The sequence below is a fragment of the Kribbella sp. genome, assembly GCF_035687465.1.
GTDB lineage: Bacteria > Actinomycetota > Actinomycetes > Propionibacteriales > Kribbellaceae > Kribbella.
This window is the reverse complement of sequence record NZ_DASRXP010000194.1, coordinates 1-16122: the sequence shown is the minus strand read 5'-3', so window position 1 is coordinate 16122 and position 16122 is coordinate 1. Positions and strand designations below refer to the sequence as shown.

The 16122-nt window shown below is 68.3% G+C and carries 15 protein-coding genes and 1 pseudogene; 3 read left to right on the top strand and 13 right to left on the bottom strand.

Translation table 11 applies throughout. The features are described 5' to 3' along the window. On the top strand, positions 1–1301 hold a 1301-nt coding region (locus tag VFG33_RS09760; RefSeq protein WP_325024667.1), incomplete at its 5' end, for a GH92 family glycosyl hydrolase. 60 nt (positions 1302–1361) lie between these two features. On the opposite strand, the gene VFG33_RS09755 is transcribed toward VFG33_RS09760, so the two are convergent. The 8 genes from VFG33_RS09755 to VFG33_RS09720 form a co-directional block, all read right to left on the bottom strand. After that, a complete protein-coding gene (locus tag VFG33_RS09755) occupies positions 1362–2672 on the bottom strand; it encodes an NAD(P)/FAD-dependent oxidoreductase (RefSeq protein WP_325024665.1) in 1311 nt (436 codons plus the stop codon). Positions 2673–2765: 93 nt separating this feature from the next. Continuing rightward, a complete protein-coding gene (locus tag VFG33_RS09750; protein WP_325024663.1) occupies positions 2766–3620 on the bottom strand; it encodes a uracil-DNA glycosylase in 855 nt (284 codons plus the stop codon). A gap of 41 nt (positions 3621–3661) precedes the next feature. Further along, entirely contained in the window at positions 3662–4684 is a 1023-nt protein-coding gene (locus VFG33_RS09745) for a Ppx/GppA phosphatase family protein (protein WP_325024660.1), read from the bottom strand. Beyond that, positions 4677–5159 (bottom strand): DUF501 domain-containing protein, encoded by a 483-nt coding sequence (locus VFG33_RS09740; RefSeq protein WP_325024658.1) that lies wholly within the window; start codon positions 5157–5159, stop codon positions 4677–4679. The genes VFG33_RS09745 and VFG33_RS09740 overlap by 8 nt, the downstream gene beginning before the upstream one ends. Continuing rightward, positions 5156–5749: an FtsB family cell division protein gene (locus VFG33_RS09735; protein ID WP_325024656.1), complete on the bottom strand. Its 594-nt coding sequence runs from the start codon at positions 5747–5749 to the stop codon at positions 5156–5158. Before VFG33_RS09735 ends, VFG33_RS09740 begins: the two co-directional genes overlap by 4 nt. Positions 5750–5767: 18 nt before the next feature. Further along, a complete protein-coding gene (eno, locus tag VFG33_RS09730; RefSeq protein WP_325024654.1) occupies positions 5768–7048 on the bottom strand; it encodes a phosphopyruvate hydratase in 1281 nt (426 codons plus the stop codon). Between the two features lie 2 nt (positions 7049–7050). Beyond that, positions 7051–7641 carry an RNA 2'-phosphotransferase gene (locus VFG33_RS09725; RefSeq protein WP_325024652.1) on the bottom strand — a complete coding sequence of 197 codons (591 nt, stop codon included), beginning with the start codon at positions 7639–7641 and terminating at the stop codon, positions 7051–7053. A gap of 10 nt (positions 7642–7651) precedes the next feature. Further along, on the bottom strand, positions 7652–8521 hold the full coding sequence (locus VFG33_RS09720) for a phosphotransferase enzyme family protein (RefSeq protein ID WP_325024650.1): 870 nt from the start codon (positions 8519–8521) through the stop codon (positions 7652–7654). Positions 8522–8678: 157 nt separating this feature from the next. Here VFG33_RS09720 and VFG33_RS09715 point away from each other — a divergent pair, with 157 nt between their 5' ends. After that, entirely contained in the window at positions 8679–8822 is a 144-nt protein-coding gene (locus VFG33_RS09715) for a hypothetical protein (protein ID WP_325024648.1), read from the top strand. 6 nt (positions 8823–8828) lie between these two features. Here the strand turns inward: VFG33_RS09715 and VFG33_RS41235 are convergent, their stop codons facing one another. The 5 genes from VFG33_RS41235 to VFG33_RS09690 are packed head-to-tail and all read right to left on the bottom strand — an operon-like array spanning position 8829 to position 15462. Further along, on the bottom strand, positions 8829–9857 hold the full coding sequence (locus tag VFG33_RS41235) for a nucleoside triphosphate pyrophosphohydrolase (protein ID WP_414672937.1): 1029 nt from the start codon (positions 9855–9857) through the stop codon (positions 8829–8831). Positions 9858–9878: 21 nt separating this feature from the next. Beyond that, positions 9879–10511 (bottom strand): SurA N-terminal domain-containing protein, encoded by a 633-nt coding sequence (locus VFG33_RS09705; RefSeq protein ID WP_325024646.1) that lies wholly within the window; start codon positions 10509–10511, stop codon positions 9879–9881. Positions 10512–10534: 23 nt separating this feature from the next. Next, positions 10535–14170 carry a transcription-repair coupling factor gene (gene mfd / locus VFG33_RS09700; RefSeq protein WP_325024644.1) on the bottom strand — a complete coding sequence of 1212 codons (3636 nt, stop codon included), beginning with the start codon at positions 14168–14170 and terminating at the stop codon, positions 10535–10537. 30 nt (positions 14171–14200) lie between these two features. Then, on the bottom strand, positions 14201–14776 hold the full coding sequence (gene pth, locus VFG33_RS09695; protein ID WP_325024642.1) for an aminoacyl-tRNA hydrolase: 576 nt from the start codon (positions 14774–14776) through the stop codon (positions 14201–14203). A 41-nt stretch (positions 14777–14817) separates the two neighbouring features. Beyond that, a complete protein-coding gene (locus VFG33_RS09690) occupies positions 14818–15462 on the bottom strand; it encodes a 50S ribosomal protein L25/general stress protein Ctc (protein ID WP_325024640.1) in 645 nt (214 codons plus the stop codon). Between the two features lie 352 nt (positions 15463–15814). Here VFG33_RS09690 and VFG33_RS09685 point away from each other — a divergent pair. Then, a pseudogene (locus tag VFG33_RS09685) lies at positions 15815–16122 on the top strand (cell wall protein); the annotation flags it as partial.

Sequence of the window (16122 nt, the reverse complement as noted above, 5' to 3'; positions counted from 1 at the left end):
TGCTGCAGCCGAACATCTTCAACGACGTGGACGGACGCTACCTCGGCACCGACCAGGCGATTCACCGGCTGGCGCGGGGCCAGCGCGCGCAGTACGGGACCTTCTCCGGATGGGATCAGTATCGCGCGCACATCCAGTTGCTGGCGTTGCTGAAGCCGGACGTCGCGGGTGACTTCGCGCAGTCGATGTACCAGTTCGCCCAACAGAACAACGGGATCTGGGACCGCTGGCTGCACAACAACGGCGCCACGCATGTGATGACGGGTGATCCCGCGGCACCGACGCTGGCGACGTTCGCGGCGATGGGCGTGCGGAACTTCGATGCCGAAGGCGCCTATGAGTCGTTGTTGCACCAGGCAACCGTGCAGAACCCGCAGGCGGAGAACGACGGCGGTTGCCCTGGGCAATGCACCGGGCAACGACCCGCGCTCGACACCTATATCGCCAAGCAGTACGCGCCGCAGGATGCCTGTCATTGCTGGGGCGGAGCAGCCGAGACGCTGGAGAACTCGCTCGCGGACTACTCGCTGTCGCAATGGGCTTCACGGCTCGGCCGTCCTGAGGCGACGATGCTGGCGGACCGTGGGACCTGGTGGAAGAACACCTTCGATCCGGCGGTCGGCTATCAGCGGGCCCGGAAGGCGGACGGGACCTGGCAGCCCGGGTTCACGCCGTCGACCGATGTCGGGTTCGCACAGGGATCCAGCGCGACGTACACGTGGATGGTGCCGCAGGATGTCTCCGGACTCGCCGCCGCCATGAACGGGAACGCAGTACAGCGCCTCGACGGGTTCTTCCACGACGAGGCCGGGAACTGGGCGGTCAAGGGCGGCAGTGCGCTCCGGTACGACCCGACGAACGAGCCCGGCCTCCACACGCCCTGGTTGTACAACGGGTTCGGGGAGCCGTGGAAGACGCAGGCGACCACCCGCGAGATCGTCGACACCGTGTACGGCGTGGGGCCGTCCGGGCTCCCCGGGAACGACGACCTGGGCACGCTGTCGGCCTGGTACGTGTTCGCCGCGATCGGCCTGTTCCCGCAGACGCCGGGCCGGGCGGAACTGCTGGTAGGCAGTCCCCTGTTCCCGAAGGTCGAGCTGCACCGAAGCAACGGCGTACGGCTGACTGTGGAAGCGCCGCAGACGTCGGACGCCAACCAGTACGTGCAATCACTGACGCTGAACGGCAAGCCCCGCACGGAGTCCTGGCTGCCCGAGTCCTACCTCACGAAGGGCGGCCGCATCAGCGTGGCGATGGGGGCGCCGCCCACCACCTGGGGCACCGCTCCCATCGACCACTAGCCTCTTGCGTCCGAAGAACTGCGGGGCAGGCCCCTCGGTTCTTCGGACGCAAGGTGGTTGTCAGTTGCTGCCGGTCGCGCGGCGGAACTCTTCGTTGGGGGTTTGCAGGCTGCCGAGGCTGGTGACCTCGCGGCGGAAGAACAGCGCGAGGGTCCAGTCGAGGATGACCCGGGCCTTGCGGTTGAAGGTGGGCACACGGGACACGTGGTAGGAGCGGTGCAGGAACCAGGCCGGCCAGCCCTTCACCTTCACGCCGTACAACTGCGCCACGCCCTTGTGCAGACCGAGGCTCGCCACAGACCCGACGTACTTGTGCTTGTAGTCCTGCGGCTGCTTGCCGTCGACCACGCGCAGGATGTTCGCCGCGAGGCGGTTGGCCTGCCGGACCGCGTGCTGCGCGTTCGGGGCGCAGTACGCGCCGGTCTCCGAGGTGAGGTCGGGCACGGCCGCGTTGTCACCGGCGGACCAGGCGTCGTCCAGACCCTCGATCCGCAGGTTCGGCAGGCACTTGACCCGGCCCTTCTCGTCCAGCGGGAAGTCGGTCGCGGCCAGCGCCGGGTTCGCCTTCACCCCGGCGGTCCAGACGATGGTGTCGGCGTCGAACTCCTCGCCGTCGTTGAGGACTACATGGCCCTTCTCGCAGGACTCCAGCCGGGTCTCCAGCCTGATGTCCATGTTGCGCTTGCGAAGCTGCTCGACCGTGTACTTGCCGAGGTCCTCGCCGACCTCCGGGAGGATCCGGTTGGTCGCCTCGACGAGCACCCAGCGCATGTCCTCGGGCTTGATGTTGTCGTAGTACCGGGTGGCGTAGCGGGCCATGTCCTCGAGCTCGGCGAACGCCTCGACCCCGGCGTATCCACCGCCGATGAAGACGAAGGTCAGCGCGGCCTTGCGCAGCGCCGGGTCGGGCTGGGACGACGCGACGTCCAGCCGGTCCAGCACCTTGTTCCGCAGGGCGATGGCTTCCTCGACGTTCTTGAATCCGATGGCCTGCTCGGCCAGCCCCGGGATCGGCAGCGTCCGGGCGACCGAGCCCAGCGCGACGACGATCTGGTCGTACGCGAGCTCGTAGTCGGGGCCCTCCTCCGGCATCACCTTCGCGACCTTGTGCTCGTGGTCGATCGACGTCACCCGGCCGGTGACCACGCGGCAGCCCTTGAGGGTCTTGCGCAGCGGCACCACCACGTGCCGCGGTTCAACCGAACCGGCTGCCGCCTCGGGCAGGAACGGCTGGTAAGTCATCACGGAGCGCGGGTCGACCACGGTGACCCGGATCCTGCCTCGCCGCGCGGCTTTGCGCAGGCCGTAAGCGGTGTACATCCCGACGTAACCGCCCCCGACCACGAGGATGTGCGGTACCTGGGCTGTCATGCGGCTCACTCTCCCTGAGTGGTGTTCCAACTTCATGTCTACTTCAGGTTAACAGGCTCGTGAAAGTTTTCACAAGCACTCTCCCGGGTGATCTCACCCACCGGGAATCCCTCCTGGGAGGGACTCGGCGATCGACTTGGCGCGACTCATCACAGCATCCAGCATGGGTTCGGTGAGCTTGCCGGTGAAGGTGTTCTGCTGGCTCGGATGGAAGCACCCGAGCACGACGACCTCGCCGTACGGGCCCGGGACGACGTACTCGACCGCGTGCCCGAACCTGGGCCGTGGCTTCGGTACTGCGCCGCCGACCGACTGCAACGCGTTCAGCAGGACGTCGAAACCGAACTTCCCCAAGCAGACGATCGCCCGCGTGGACGGCAGCACCAACTCCAGTTCGCGCCGGAACCACGGCGAGCAGTTGTCGCGTTCCTCGGGCGTCGGCTTGTTGGCCGGTGGCGCACAGCGGACGGCCGCCATCATCCGCGCGCCGAGCAACCGCAGCCCGTCGCCGGCGTGCTCGCTGGTCGGCTGGGAGGCCAGCCCCACGCGGTAAAGCGACGCGAACAGCCAGTCCCCCGATCGGTCGCCGGTGAACACCCGCCCGGTCCGGTTCCCGCCCTGCGCGGCCGGCGCGAGGCCCGCGATCAGCACCCGCGGCTCCGGCGAACCCCAGCCCGCGATCGGCCTGCCCCAGTACGGCTGGTCGGCGAACGACTTCCGCTTGCTGACGGCAACTTCCTCGCGCCACTCGACGAGCCGCTCGCAGGCCCGGCAGACCGACACCCTGGCGTCCAGTTCCGCCAACTCCGGGGTCTGCGCCAGCTCGACGACCTCCGCTGCCGTCCGAGCCACTTCGGTACTCCGTGCCGCCGGGTCCTCGGGCCATCCGCTACCAGGCGGGACCGGGCTCTCGAACAACTCGCCCGTCAACGGATGCGGCAGCAGCATCTCAGCAGGCTAACCCTCGAAGCCGCTCGAATTGCGCAAGATCAGTTACGGGACAACGACAACGCCACTCCGTCAAGGATGTCGTGCTCGGAGACCAGTACCTCGTCCGTCACCAGGTGGTCGGCCAGCCGGTCGTGCAGGCGCTGCAGAATCAGCGCCCCAGCGCCGATGACATCCACTCGCCCCGGATGGATCACCGGTACTGCGGAGCGCGCGGCCCGGGTCGATCCCATCAGCCAGGAGGTGGTGTCGAGCAGCAGCGGACCGGGGATCCGCGCATGGTGGATCAGCTCCGGGTCGTAGGACGTCAGGCCGAGCGCGACCGCGGCCACTGTCGTCACCGTGCCGGCCACGCCGATCAGGCTGCGTGCCTGGGACAGCGGGACGGAGGTCGACGCCAGCAAGGCATCGACGTCATTGGTAGCGGCTGCCATCTCCTTGATCGTCGCCGGATCCGAGGCGAGGTGCCGCTCGGTCATCCGGACGGATCCCATGTCCAGCGAATCAGCCGCGAGCACGCCCGAGGCGTCGCCGAGCACGAGTTCCGTGGATCCACCACCGATGTCCGCGACCAGGTACGGGCCGGGCACCTCGTACTCCGCCAGCCCGCCGGTCGCACCCTGGAAGCTCAGCGTGGCCTCCTCGTCGCCGGAGATAATGTCCGGCTCGACCCCGAACCGCGCACGGATCCCGGCGAAGAACTCGTCACGATTGCTCACATCCCGGGCGGCCGAGGTCGCCACGAACCTCACCCGCGAGGCTCCGGACTCCCGCACGACCCGGGCGAAGTCGTCCGAGGCGGCAAAGACGCGCTGCAGAGCCTCGGGAGCGAAGGCTCCGGTCGAGTCGACGCCCTGGCCGAGGCGGACGATCGTCATCCGCCGGTCGACCTCGGCCAACCTGCCATCGGCATAGTCCGCGATCAGCAGCCGCAGCGAGTTCGTCCCGCAGTCGACCGCCGCGACCCGCAACGGTCGGGGCTGCGGCGGCGGTGGCTCAGGCGGGCGTCGAAGGTGCGGGATGTGCGGACCGCGACCGCGATCCTTCGGCTTCGGTTCAGACACAGGGCCCTCGCCGGCCCCAGTCCTCCAGCGCCTCGAGCGCCTCGTCGCCGAGCGGATTGACCCCGGGCCCGGCTGCCAGCGAATGCCCGACCAGTACGTGCAGGCACTTCACCCGCGTCGGCATCCCCCCGGCGGTGATCCCGTCGATCTCAGGCACGTGCTCGATCGACTCCCTGTGCGCCAGGTAGGACTCGTGTGCCGCCTGGTAGGACTTCGCCAGTTCCTCGTCGGTGCCGAGTCGCTCGGTCATCTCCTTCATCATCCCGCCGGCCTCGAGGGTGCCGATCGCCGACGCGAGCCGCGGGCAGGTCACGTAGTACGTGGTCGGGAAGGGGGTGCCGTCGGGCAGCCGAGGCTCGGTCTCGACGACGTCCGGCAGGCCGCAACTGCAGCGGTGCGCGATCGAACGGTTCCCTCGGGCGGTCCGGCCGAGCTGGGCGCTGACTGTCTCGATGTCTTCAGGGGTGACGCTCAACGGCCGGCCTTCGGCGACGGGGTGAGGATGGGTTTCGGGGTGGGCTTCGCGGCCGGTTTCGTGGCCGGCGTCGCGGGCTTCCCGGCGCCTTCGACGCTGCCCCAGAGCTTGGTGTACCAGGTCGGCTGCTGCTGCTCGTCGGCCTGCGGATCGGCCGGACCGCTCGGCGCCGGCGGGGCCCCGACGGGCTTGCCGTCCGCACCGATCACCCGGTAGCCGACCTCGCCCGGCATCACCCAGCCGAGGCGTTGCCGGGCCTGGGCCCGGACGTAGGCGTCGTCGTCCCAGCGAGTGATCTCGTCGTTCAGCTGGTCGACCCGCTTCTCCCGGTCTCGGATCTCCTGCTGCAGCGCGGTGATCTGCTGGTGCTGGTCGAACCACACCCGCAGACTCTGCGCGTACGACACGATCAGCGCGCCGAGCACGAGCAGCACCACGGCTGCCCGGCCGGTGAGATTACGTGAGCCCCGGGTGCGGGCTGGGCCGGCCGGCGTTCCCGTCGTACGGCGTTTGGGTTGGCTGCCGCCCCGCCGCGCCGGTGGGCGCGACGAACCCGGGCGTGACCCGGAATGGCCTAGGCGGGACGGCATCCGAAAATCCTACGCCGGTCAGCCCTTGAATCGGGGGAAGGCCGAGCGACCGGCGTACCGGGCCGCGTCGTCCAGTTCCTCCTCGATCCGGAGCAGCTGGTTGTACTTCGCGGTGCGGTCGGACCGGGCCGGCGCACCGGACTTGATCTGGCCGCAGTTCGTCGCCACCGCGAGGTCGGCGATGGTGGTGTCCTCGGTCTCGCCGGAACGGTGGCTCATCATGCAGGTGAAACCGCTGCGGTGCGCGAGCTCGACGGCGTCCAGGGTCTCGGTCAGCGAGCCGATCTGGTTCACCTTGACCAGCAGCGAGTTGGCCGCCTTCTCGGTGATGCCGCGCTGCAGCCGCTCGACGTTGGTGACGAACAGGTCGTCGCCGACGATCTGGATCTTGTCGCCGAGCTGCGAGCTGAGGTTGATCCAGCCGGACCAGTCCTCCTCGTTCAGCGGGTCCTCGATGGACACGATCGGGTACGACGCGACCAGGTCGGCGTAGTACGCGATCATCTCGTCGGCCGACTTCTTGCCGCCCTCGAAGGCGTAGACGCCGTCGGTGTGGAACTCGCTCGCGGCCACATCCATGGCCAGCGCGATGTCCTCGCCCGGCCGCAGCCCGGCCTTCTCGATCGCGACCAGGATCAGGTCGAGCGCGTCGCGGTTGCTCGGCAGGTTCGGGGCGAAACCACCCTCGTCACCCAGGCCGGTGGACAGCCCGCGCTCGTTCAGGACCGCCTTCAGCGCGTGATAGACGCCGGCGCCCTGCATGAGTGCCTCGGAGTACGTCGCCGCGCCGATCGGGGCGATCATGAACTCCTGCACGTCGACGTTGCTGTCCGCGTGCGAGCCACCGTTGAGGATGTTCATCATCGGCACCGGGAGCACGTGCGCGTTCGGCCCGCCGACGTAGCGGTACAGGTCCAGGCCGGCACTCTCCGCGGCCGCCTTGGCCACCGCGAGGCTGACGCCGAGGATGGCGTTCGCGCCCAGCTTGGCCTTGTTCGGGGTGCCGTCCAGGTCGAGCATGGCCTGGTCGATCAGCCGCTGCTCGTGGACGTCGTACCCGACGATCTCCTTGTCGATGTCCTCCAGGATGGCCGTGACGGCCTTCTGGACACCCTTGCCGCCGTAGCGGGACTTGTCCCCGTCGCGCAGCTCGACGGCCTCGAACTGGCCGGTGGAAGCGCCTGACGGCACCGCCGCCCGGGCTACGGTGTCGTCGTCGAGCAGAACCTCGACCTCGACAGTGGGGTTGCCGCGCGAGTCGAGAATCTCGCGCGCGCCGACGGCCTCGATGGTGGCCACATCTACTCCCAAGTTCTTGATGACGGATCAGGCCCGAGCCTAGCCTCCAGACCACCCACCCCAGTGGACCGCGTCACCCTGACGATCGCATCCACAGGCACCTGCCGCGTCAGCAACACACCGTTAGGCGCCTCGAACACCTCAAGATCACCAGCATCTATCCCCAGCAACACGTCCACAGCGGACCTCTTGCCCACGCGACTGTCCACGCTCGGCGCCAAATGCACGTGAGTACGCCGCCCCGGCAGCAATCCGGCCTTCTGGATGCTCTCCAGAGCCGCCGCAGTCGTCCCATGCCACAGCAGCTCCGCCGGCCTCACCGGTCGCCAACTGTTCTCCAAGGCTTCACATGTGACCGGCATCCCTTCCAGCGAATGCCCCTGGCAGGCGCGAATCCTCTCCCCATCCACCTGCAGCCGACTCTTGTCGTTATGCAGGACAGCGCGGTCGAGCGTCGTACGGTCCATCGCCAGCAGGTCGCAGACGTCTTGGATGGCGGCCCAACCATCAGGCGACATAGCCAGGCCCCGCTCACCGGCCCCATGCCGCAACAACCTCGACAATCGCTTGCTCTGCTTCACCACGTCCTTCATGCGGACAGTTTCACCGACCAACCAGGCTTTGGCGGGCGTCGGATAGGCCTTTGGTGTTGCCGTCGGCGGTGGTTAGGCCGGTTTGGACGTCTGTGGTGCAGCGCCAGGCGAAGTAGGCGGCTTGGACGGCGTAGCGGAGGTTGAGGAAGGTGGTCAGGCCGTCGTCGAGCTCATCGGCGGCTTGTGGTCGCTCGGCGAGATAGGCCGGTACTACGTGGTTGGGGTTGCCGACGTACATGACGGCCGAGGCGACGTCGTACAGGGTCGGGCCGGGGACTATCGCGCCGCCCCAGTCGATCAAGGCGATCTCGCCGTCCGGCTGGCGGAGGAAGGCCTCGGGGGCCGGGTCTCCGTGCAGTCCTGCCCAACTCAGCTCACGCTGCGAAGCCAACTCCCGTACGCCGGCGAGCGCATCCCCCACGGCAGGGCGGATCCACGGTTCGTAGTCCAGGTACTCGTCGAGATCCGTGACGATCTTCAGCCACTTCTCCAGGTCAACGGGTCGCGCCGGGGCGATCTCGTGCACGCGGGCGAGCGTCGTACCGATCAGTCGGTGCTCGTCCTGGTCGTCGGGTCCTCCGACCAGCGGAATCCCCTCGACGTACTGCAGCAGGGCGATCAGCCGGTCATCGGCCGGCTCCACCAGCCGGCCGCGGAGACTCGGAATCGGCGCACCCGTGGTCAGCCCCGCGGAATCCAGCCGCGCGGCCAACTCCAGTCCCCGCTCGAACCCGTCGCCGGCCTGGTCAACCGACTTCACCACCAGCTGCACGCCGTCGGCGACCACAAGCCAGACCCGCGAGTTCATCCCGCCCTCGAGCACCTCGACCCGCTCAACCCGAAGCCCCCACCGATCCACCAGAACCCGCCCGATACCCACTCCACCACCCTCCCAGCCCCACCCACCCCAGGTCGAACTACTTTCCCAGCCACGGCATCCCCCACCAGACGCAGGTGGTTCGCAAGTTCACGGCGCAGGCTAGTCGGCGTCTGGGAACTCGCCGTACCAAACACTGGCTGCAGTCTAGGATTTCCGCATGAGCGATCCCGACTACGACCGGCTTGGTGAGTTGGTCGCCGAGCTCGCGGTAGACCACGATCCGATCACCGAAGAAGAACTCGCTCGGGCCTGCGCTGAATGGCCTGCCAACGTCTGGGCAGGTGGCGCTGACGCACACTGAGTGAGGTCAGGTGTTGGCTTCCGTACTGCGGACCTGGGCGGCTAGGTGGTGGGTGGCTTCGCGGAGGGCTTGTTCGGGGTCTACGCCGAGGGCGCGGGATTGGCGGACCAGGTCCAGGAGGGCTTCGCCGATGCGGGCGTCATCCGTGGTGGGCGTCGAAGCGTCTGGGGTGGGGAGGACCTTGGCGGCGCGGGAGAGGACCTTGTCGGCGAGCGCTAGGGCAGGGAGTGCGAGGGGGATGCCTTCGAGGACCGAGGTGCGTTGTTTTTCGGCGGCCTTGATGGTTTCCCAGTTCGCCTCCACCGCGGCGGCGTCGTCGGCCTGGGTGTCGCCGAAGACGTGGGGGTGGCGGCGGATCAGTTTCTCGACGATGCCGCCGGCTACGTCGTCGATCGACCATGCCCCATCGTCACCGGCTCCGTCATCGAACCCATCGCCACCGTCGTCGTAGTCCTCGTCGTCCGCCTCTGAGGGGACGCCTTCTTCGGCGATTCGGGAGTGGAAGACGACCTGGAGGAGAAGGTCGCCCAGTTCTTCGCGGAGGTGGGCGCGGTCGCCTGAGTCGATGGCTTCGAGGGTCTCGTAGGTTTCCTCGAGCAGATACTTGGCCAGGCTGCGGTGGGTTTGTTCCTGGTCCCACGGGCAGTTGCTGCGGAGGCGGTCCATCACCCGGACCAGGTCGATCAGGCGCGCACCCGGTACGTCGTACGAGCCGTGCAGGATCTCGACCTCGTACGACGAGTCCCGGGTGAGGTGGTCCGCGATCGCCCGGAGCAACGCCGGCTCGCCGTCCTCGCCGACGAGCCAGGCGACGCGACGACCAGCCGCGGCCAAGGCGGTCAGCCAGGACCACTGCTCACCGGCAGCACCCTCGACCTTGGTGACGACCAGCCCGGAGCCCACCAGCGCCTGGACGTCCGGGCGTTCGACACCGGCCGAAGCGCCGATCTCGTCAGCCTCGGAGAACGCCTGCCACCCCGCACGGGTGAGCAGTCCCGGCGCCACCCGCGGGCTGGTCAGAACGACCTTGATCACGGCGACCACAGGGCTACGGACTCAGCCCTGCGGCTCAGGCTGCTGTTGCTGCTGCTGTGCCTGCTCCGCGGCCTCGCGCTTCGCCTTGGCCTGAGCGGACTCCTCCGACAGCGAGCCCGAGGCCTTGCCGTCGATGGTGCCGTCCGTCCACTTGCCGAAGCGCGGCGCGATGTCGACAGTGATGTTCTTCGAGGCGTCCTTGACCACGGCAGTGCCGGCCTGCTGGGCCGTCTGCACGTTCGGGTCGGTGATGCCCGTGCCGCCGCCAAGCTTGATGGTGCCGACCGCGGCCGACGCCACGTCACGGAGGAAGGTGTTCGCGACCGGGTCCTTGACGAACTTGTCGTACGCCGCCTGGTCGCCGACCACGGCCTTCATCGCGGGCACGATCTCCGCCTCGGTGACGGTGATCGAGCGCTGGGCCGTGATCTGCTGGACCAGCGCGCTGTTCACCAGTTCGCCCAGGATCTGGCTGGTGGTGAGCGGCTGACCCAGCGCGGTCGCCACCGCGCGGGAGGTGTCGTCGATGTCGCCCACCGTGATCTCGGTCTTGCCGACCACGGCCGCCGCACCCGGGTGGGTCCCGGCCGCGCAGCCGCCGAGCAGCAGCACCGAAGACAGCGCCGCACCCGTGCGAACCAGGGATCTCTTCACCGAACTCTCCTCCTGCGAAATCATCAGGCCGGCGCCCCGACGGGCTCGGCGATCACGTCGTCGATCAGTCTGGCGCACCACTGCAGCAACTCCTGGTCGCGGAGCGGCTGACCGGCGACCGCCCGGGTGGTTGGTCTCGGCACCAGGATCGTACGCAGTTGCGGCTTCACCAGACTCTTCGGGTACAGCCTGTTCAGCCGGAGCACCTTCGAATCCGGCAGCTCGACCGGCCCGAACCGGATCAGATTGCCCTGCAGGGTGACGTCGTGCAGCCCGGCCAGCCGAGCATGGTTGCGGAACTTCGCCACCTCGATCAGGTTCAACACCGGCTGCGGGATATCGCCGTACCGGTCGTGCAGTTCCTCGACCAGTTCGGCAATCCCAGCCTCGTCCCGTACTGCGGCCAGCCGCTGGTACATCTCCAGCCGGAGCCGCTGCGAGGGCACGTAGTCGTGCGGTAGGTGCGCGTCGATCGGCAGCTCGATCTTGACCTCGGGCTCGTCCGCCTGGGTGTCGCCCCGGTACTCCGCGACGGCTTCGCCGACGAGCCGGACGTACAGGTCGAACCCGACATCGGCGATGTGGCCCGACTGTTCCCCGCCGAGCAGGTTGCCGGCGCCGCGGATCTCCAGGTCCTTCATCGCCACCTGCATACCGGCCCCGAGGTCGGCGTGCTGCGCGATGGTGGCGAGCCGGTCGTGCGCGGTCTCGGTCAGCGGCTTCTCCGGCGGGAAGAAGAAGTACGCGTAGGCGCGCTCGCGACCTCGTCCGACCCGGCCGCGGAGCTGGTGCAGCTGGGACAGGCCGAGCAGGTCGGACCGCTCGACGATCAACGTGTTCGCGTTGGAGATGTCGATGCCGGACTCGACGATCGTCGTACAGACGATGACGTCGGACTGCTTCTCCCAGAAGCCCTGGATGACCTGCTCCAGGTGGTGCTCGGGCATCTGACCGTGCGCGACGCTGACCCGGGCCTCGGGCACGAGCTGGCGGATCCGGGCGGCCGCCTTCTCGATCGTGTTCACCCGGTTGTGGACGAAGAAGACCTGGCCCTCGCGGAGCAGTTCGCGCCGGATCGCGGCCGTCACCTGGCCCTCTTCGTAGGCACCGACGAAGGTCAGCACCGGGTGCCGCTCCTCCGGCGGGGTGGCGATCGTGGACATCTCCCGGATGCCGGTGATCGACATCTCCAGCGTCCGCGGGATCGGCGTCGCGGACATCGTCAGTACGTCGACCGCGGTCCGCAACTGCTTCAGCTGCTCCTTGTGCTCGACCCCGAAGCGCTGCTCCTCGTCGACCACGACCAGGCCGAGATCCTTGAACTGGACCTCGCCGCCGAGCAACCGGTGGGTACCGATCACCACGTCGATGGTGCCGTCGGCCAGTCCGTCAATGGTGGCCTTCGACTCCTTGTCGGTCTGGAACCGCGACAGCGGCGCGACGTTGACCGGGAAGGCCGCGTAGCGCTCCGCGAAGGTGGCGTAGTGCTGCTGGACCAGCAGCGTGGTCGGCACCAGGATCGCGACCTGCTTACCGTCCTGAACAGCCTTGAAAGCAGCCCGTACTGCGATCTCCGTCTTGCCGTAGCCGACATCACCGCAGACGATCCGGTCCATCGGCGTGACCCGCTCCATATCGCGTTTCACGTCGTCGATGGTGGCCAGCTGGTCCGGCGTCTCGACGAACGGGAACGCGTCCTCGAGCTCGGCCTGCCACGGGGTGTCCTTGGCGAAGGCGTGGCCCTTGGTCGCCTGGCGCGCGGCGTACAGCTTGATCAGCTCGCCGGCGATCTGGCGGACCGCCTTGCGCGCTCGGCCCTTGCGCTTGGCCCAGTCGCCGCCACCCATCTTGTCGAGGGTGGGCTGCTCGCCGCCGACGTACCGGGTGACCTGGTCGAGCTGGTCGGTCGGCACGTAGAGCCGGTCGCCCGGCTGGCCGCGCTTGCTCGGCGCGAACTCGATCACGATGTACTCGCGAGTGGCCTTCTGCGAGCCGGTGCCGACGGTGCGCTGCAGCATCTCGGAGTACCGTCCGACGCCGTGCTGCTCGTGGACTACGTAGTCGCCCGGAGCGAGCTCCAGCGGGTCGACAGCCTTCTTCCGGCGGCTCGGCATCCGTTGCTGGGAACGGCGTTCGGCTGCGCTGCGCTGGCCGGCCAGGTCGTTCTCGGTGAGCACCGCGAACTTGATGCCTTCGGCAATGAACCCGCGCTCGAGCTGGCCCTGGGAGATCTGCACGACCCCCGCGTCGGGGATGGTGTCGATGCTGTCCACCATCCGCGCGGGCAGCTCGGCCTCGGAGAAGACCTCGGCCAGGCGCTGGGCGGGACCATGCCCCTCGGTCACACAGACGACCCGCCAGCCGTCGCGCAGCCAGCCGCGCACATCTTCAACAGCAGCAGCGGTTTCGCCGCGATAGGGGTCGACCTCATGGGCGGCGACGATCCGGCTGCGAACCGCGCCGGCCTCGGTATCGATGTCGAGGGAGACCCGCAGCCCCATCGAGTCGCGTAGCTCCGGCGAGTCCGTCGGCGCGATCGCGAACGGCGACATGCTCCACCAGGCAAGACCCTTGCTCAGGGCATGCGATCGCACATCCGCCAGCGACATGTACGCCGCCGCGCCCAGGTCGATCGGCGCCTCGCCACCGCCGGCAGCGGCCGCCCACGACGCCTCCAGGAACTCCTGGCTGGTCGCGACCAGGTCATGCGCGCGAGCCCGCACCCGCTCGGGGTCGCTGACCACGACGTGTGTGCCCGGCGGCATCAGGTCGACGAGCAGTTCCATGTGGTCGACGAGGACGGGCGCGAGCGACTCCATCCCCTCGACCGCGTGGCCCTCGGCGAGCTTCTCGAACAGTTCGGAGAGCTCGGGGTGCTCCTTCGCCAGTACGGCGGCCCGCTGGCGGACCTCGTCGGTCAGCAGCAACTCACGGCACGGCGGGGCCCACAGTCCGTGCTCGGCGATCTCCAGGGACCGCTGGTCGGCGACCGCGAAGTACCGGATCTCCTCCACGTCGTCGCCGAAGAAGTCGACCCGCAGCGGGTGCTCCTCGGTCGGCGGGAAGACGTCGATGATGCCACCCCGTACTGCGAACTCGCCGCGCCGCTCAACCAGGTCGACCCGGTTGTAGGCGGCTCCGGACAACCGCTCGACGACGTCCTCTAGCTCGACCGAGTCGCCCACGTGCAGCTGGACCGGCCGCAGATCCGCGAGTCCAGCGACCTGCGGCTGCAACACGGACCGCACCGGCGCGACCAGGATCTTGATCGGCCCGGTCGTCTCGTCCGACGGATCCGGGTGCGCCAGACGCCGCAGTACGGCGAGACGTCGGCCGACGGTGTCCGACCGCGGGGACAACCGCTCGTGCGGCAGCGTCTCCCAGGCCGGGTAGTAGGCGACGGAACCGGGCTCGACCATGCACTGCAGGGCCTCGGTGAGTTCCTCGCCCTCGCGGAAGGTGGCGGTCACCGCCAGGATCGGGCGATCCGCGCCCTGCTGGGCCGCGAGGGCAGCCATCAGTACCGGGCGGATCGGCCCGGGAGCGCTCAGGTCGAGCGTTGTGACCCCGTCAGCCTGATCATGTTTCCGCGCGTCACGGACGGCCTCGGCCACCACCTCATCGGTGAGCAGGGTGTCGACCAGACCGGCCAGTTTCACGAGTTGTCCAACCTCACGCGTTGTCCGTCATTACGAGTTGTACTTGCCTTGGGTGACATCGAGTCCATCGGTGAGCAACGACTCGACGGCATCCGCGGTGCGATCGACCGCGAACGGAAGATCCTTGCGTTCGGTCGAGGAGAACTCGTTCAGCACGAAGTCGGCCGGGTTCTGCCGGCCGGGAGGACGACCCACCCCGAACCGGATTCGATAGTACTCACCGGTACCCAACGACTTGCGGAGCGACTTGAGTCCGTTGTGGCCGTTGTCGCCACCGCCGAACTTGGCCCGCAGGGTGCCGAAGTCGAGATCCAGCTCGTCGTGGATCACCACCAGCGAGGCCGGCTCGACCTTGAAGAACTTCAGCAGCCCGGAGACCGGGCCGCCCGACTCGTTCATGTAGGAGCGAGGCTTGGCCAGGACCGCGCGGAGCCCGCTGATCCGGGTCTCCACCACCTCGGCCTTGGCCTGCTTGTGCGACTTCCAGCTGCCGCCCGCCCGGGCGACCAGCTCGTCGGCCACCATCTGGCCGACGTTGTGCCGGGTCTTGGCATAAGAAGGGCCGGGATTCCCCAGCCCGACGACCAACCACACGTCGTCCGCCACGGATCCCGGCCCTCCTAGTGAACTAGAACTGCAGGTCGCGATTAGTCGCCCGAGACGCCGGCGGTCGCGGCCTCGGCGGCCGGCTCGTCGCGCTCGATGCCCGCGCCGGCCTCGGCCTCGGCCAGCTCGGCCTCGACCTGCTCGGCGGTGGAGGCGGCGGTCACGTTCACGATCAGGGTGTCCGGCTCGATCGCCAGGGTGGTGCCGGCCGGCAGCTCGAGGTCGGACGCGTGGATCTGCGCACCGGCCTCCAGGCCCTCGACGGAGACGGTGACGCCGTCCGGAATGTGGGTGGCCTCGGCCTCGACCAGGATGGTCGCGTTCTCGAGCACGACCAGGGTCTCGCTGACCGCTTCGCCCTCGATGTGGACGGCGATGTCGACCTGCACCTTCTCGCCACGCTTCACGATCACCAGGTCGACGTGCTCGATGGTGTTCTTGATCGGGTCACGCTGGACCTGCTTCGGCAGCGCCAGCAGGCTCTCGCTGCCCTCGACCTCGATCAGCAGCAGCGCGTTGGCGGTCTTCAGCGCCAGCATGGTGTCGTGACCGGGCAGCGTGATGTGCACCGGGTCTGTGCCGTGGCCGTAAAGAACGGCGGGCACCTTGTGGTCCCGACGGATACGGCGGGCAGCACCCTTGCCGAACTCCGTGCGCGACTCGGCTTGGATCTTGACCTCGGCCACGAGATGAACTCCTCAAGTGCGTTGCGGTGATCTGTTGTCAGTGGTGATGCGTTGTCCGTGGTGGCTGCTGGCCTCAGCGGGCACGTCCTGACTCCGGAGAAGGCGTCAAGCAACGAACCACCGCGTCGATCACGGAGCCGCGCCCGCCATACCGTCACCGAAGTGACTTTGTCCGGGGGGCGTCCCTCGCCGAGGCAACCAAAACAGTCTACCCACGACTCTGCCCAGACGAGAAATCAGTTGAGCGGGGTCCGGCCGCGGTCCCTGACGGTGGTGACTTTCCACCGTCATCCGGGCCAGTTTCGTCAGCCCTTACTGAAAATGGTTGTCGATTCAGATAAAGTGTCGGCCTGTGACCGCCACTCACCGAATGCGCTTGCTGCTGCCCTTGATCGGCCTGCTCCTGCTGCCCCTCCTGCTGCTGCCCTCGTCCGCCGAGGGGGCGCCGCCGGACACCCCGCCCGAAGTCCTGCAGGCCATCCACACCGACGTCCTGCACGCCAAGTACGACGGGTCGGCGCTGCAGCTGAACACCCGGATCGGGCTCGGCGAAGTCCGCGAAGCCGATCCCGCCGGGCTGATCTTCAACCTGGAGGACAAGGGCTCGGCCAAGGTCGAGCTCCCGGACCTGCCGCCGTTCGCCTTCCTCGGCAGTCCGGG

Coding starts and splice junctions, on each gene's coding strand:
- VFG33_RS09715 (WP_325024648.1), top strand. CDS start 8,679: ATGAGCGATCCCGACTACGACCGGCTTGGTGAGTTGGTCGCCGAGCTC.
- VFG33_RS09750 (WP_325024663.1), bottom strand. CDS start 3,620: ATGCTGCTGCCGCATCCGTTGACGGGCGAGTTGTTCGAGAGCCCGGTC.
- VFG33_RS09725 (WP_325024652.1), bottom strand. CDS start 7,641: ATGAAGGACGTGGTGAAGCAGAGCAAGCGATTGTCGAGGTTGTTGCGG.
- VFG33_RS09755 (WP_325024665.1), bottom strand. CDS start 2,672: ATGACAGCCCAGGTACCGCACATCCTCGTGGTCGGGGGCGGTTACGTC.
- VFG33_RS09735 (WP_325024656.1), bottom strand. CDS start 5,749: ATGCCGTCCCGCCTAGGCCATTCCGGGTCACGCCCGGGTTCGTCGCGC.